This window comes from Brevundimonas diminuta ATCC 11568 (genome assembly GCF_000204035.1).
GTDB classification, from domain to species: Bacteria; Pseudomonadota; Alphaproteobacteria; order Caulobacterales; family Caulobacteraceae; genus Brevundimonas; species Brevundimonas diminuta.
In genome coordinates, this window is sequence record NZ_GL883086.1 from 2,242,972 (window position 1) to 2,245,461 (window position 2,490).

Annotated in this window: 3 protein-coding genes; 2 read left to right on the forward strand and 1 reads right to left on the reverse strand. The window is 71.0% G+C overall.

Annotated features, from left to right (window positions below):
- Both BDIM_RS14785 and BDIM_RS14790 read left to right on the forward strand, forming a co-directional pair.
- Positions 1 to 236, forward strand: a 236-nt coding sequence (locus tag BDIM_RS14785; protein WP_040346345.1) for an HRDC domain-containing protein, incomplete at its 5' end; no start/stop codon positions are given.
- 83 nt (positions 237 to 319) lie between these two features.
- On the forward strand, positions 320 to 1,822 hold the full coding sequence (locus tag BDIM_RS14790) for a S41 family peptidase (protein ID WP_003166395.1): 1,503 nt from the start codon (positions 320 to 322) through the stop codon (positions 1,820 to 1,822).
- A gap of 4 nt (positions 1,823 to 1,826) precedes the next feature.
- Here BDIM_RS14790 and BDIM_RS14795 read toward each other — a convergent pair.
- Positions 1,827 to 2,490, reverse strand: a 664-nt coding sequence (locus BDIM_RS14795) for an alpha/beta fold hydrolase (protein WP_040346347.1), incomplete at its 5' end; no start/stop codon positions are given.

A 2,490-nucleotide genomic window follows, 5' to 3' on the forward strand; every position in this document is an offset into this window, starting at 1 on the left:
AGGGGCTGGACGCCGATGTGCGCGCCCGCTTCGAGGCCCTGCGCGCCTGGCGCCGCGAGCGCGCCGTCGAACAGCGCGTGCCGCCCTACGTCATCTTCCAGGACAAGACCCTGGTCGAGATCGCCCTGCAGGAGCCGCGCGGCCTGGACCAACTGGCCGTCATCCCCGGCGTCGGCGCGGGCAAGCTGGACCGCTACGGCCCGGCTGTGCTGGAGGCGTTGGAAGCCGTCGCCTGACGGTTTCCATGACCAAAGCGTAACTGGCGCATCGCCGTCTCGCCTGTCACCCCTTTCGCCGAGAGCGAGGAGAGGGGATGCTCATGAAGCGGATGTTGGCGGCAGGCGTCGCCTGCCTGGCGATGGCGGGCGCGGTTCAGGCGCAGGAGACCCCGAACGCGGTGCCCGGACCGATGGACCAGCCGCGCGACTGGTCCGCGACCCTGATTCAGGACGCGACCGGCCTGCACGCTGTCATGGTGGACAGCCATCCGGGCGTGCATGATCCGCTCAATCCTGGCTTCCGCGCCCGCCTGGATCAGGGACTGGCGACCGCGCTGGAGCGGGCGAAGACCACTACGGACCGGGGCGGCTGGTGGTGGGCGATGCGCGCCTATGTCGCCAGCTTCGAGGACGGCCACGTCCAGATCGGCCTGACCCAGAGGGATTTCGGCTTCCCGACCCGGTGGCCCGGCTTCCTGACCGTCTATCGCGGGGCCGATCAGGTGGTGGCCGACCGCGACGAGAGCGACGCCGCCGCCCCGCCGCTGGGCGCCCGGCTGATCGACTGCGACGGGGTGGACGCCGCGACCCTGGCCGAACAGCGCATCGGCCAGTTCCGCGGCCGCTGGTTCCTGGAGGCGATCAGGACGCGCTTCGGCGACTGGATGTTCCTGAGCGCGGAAAATCCGTGGCAGACCGAGATGAAGACCTGCCGGTTCGAGACGGGCGGCGTGACCCAGACCTACGACATCGACTGGCGCGCGACGCCCGATGATCTGAGCGATCGCCGCGCCCGACTGTCGTCCGGCGCCCGGCCCGACTTCGCCCTGAAGCATTTCGACGACGGCGGCTTCTGGATCTCGACCCCGACCTTCAACGGCGATCCCGCCAGCGAGGCCCACGCCGAACTGACGGCCCTGATCGCCGACATGAAGGCCAAGCAGGACGCCCTGCGCGCCGCCCCCTATGTGGTGCTGGACCTGCGCGGCAACGGCGGCGGCTCCTCGCACTGGAGCCAGCTGATGGCCCAGGTTCTGTGGGGCGACGACTGGATGGCCGCCCATCCCGAACCCGCGATCGAGGGCGTCGACTGGCGCGCTTCGGACGGCAACATCGCCGAAATCTCCGCCTTCCTCGACAAGCTGCGCGCCACGAACGGCCAGGCCGAGCTGATCGCCTGGGCCGAGGACGCCATCACCGGCATGAAGGCGGCGAAGGCCGCCGGCCAGGTCTATTGGCGCAGCGCCGATGACGACGCGCCGAAGGACGCCGCCCCGCCGCCGCCCGCCCCGCAACTGATGAAGGGCCGCGTCTATGTCCTGACCGATTCCAGCTGCGGTTCCGCCTGCCTGGACGCCGTCGATCTGTGGAAGACCGTCGGCGCCGTTCAGGTCGGGCGCGAGACCTCGGCCGACACCGTCTACATGGAGATCCGCGAGCCGACCCTGCCCAGCGGCCTGGCCGAGATCGCCGTGCCGATGAAGGTCTATCGCGGCCGCGCGCGCGGCAACAACGAGCCGCAGCGGCCCCAGTACGTCATCGAGGGCGACATGGGCGACGACGCGGCCCTGCTGACGGCGATCCGTCGGCTTCAGCCGGACTGAAGTCTCAGCGCAGGAAGCGTTCGACCGCCTGCTGGAACTGACGGGGGCGGTCGATCATGACCATGTGCTCGGCCCCCTCGATCCGTTCGAAGGCGGCCGGTCGCGGCAGGGAGCGGTAGCCGGCGCGGAACAGGCCGTCGACATGGCTGCGCGGGCTGCGGTCGTCGGGGCTCCAGCCGTAGACGACGGTGACCGGCGCCTCGATCAGCGGCAGGCGCGCGCGCAGGTCGGTGGTCATTACCTCATACAAGCCCTGGGCCAGAACCCGGCGGTCCCCGCCCTGCCAGCCTAGGCCGCCCAGAACATTGTCGGCCGCGCCGCCCAGCTCCAGCCCCATGGAAGAGGCCTGGGTCCGCAGGGCCTGATCCCCCAGCAGCATCAGCCCCTGATAGGCGATGCGGGCCAGCGGCTCGACGTCGGCGGCGGTCGAGCCGGGGCTGATCAGCGACGGAAAGAAGGGCGAGGCGTCCACCACCATGACCTTGCCGATGCGGTCGCCCGCGTCGGCCGCGACCCGCAGCGCCACCTGGCCGCCCATGGAGTGGCCGATCAGAGCCGGTCGTCGCAGCCCCTGTTCCTCGATGTAGCGGCGGATCTCGGCGGACGTCGGCGCGCCGACCAGCCCCTCGGCGTTGCCGCCGGGCGCCGTCTCGCCGAAGCCGCGCACC

What these genes read in the sequence shown, in the direction of transcription:
- BDIM_RS14790 (WP_003166395.1), top strand. Translation starts at nt 320, where the DNA reads ATGAAGCGGATGTTGGCGGCAGGCGTCGCCTGCCTGGCGATGGCGGGC.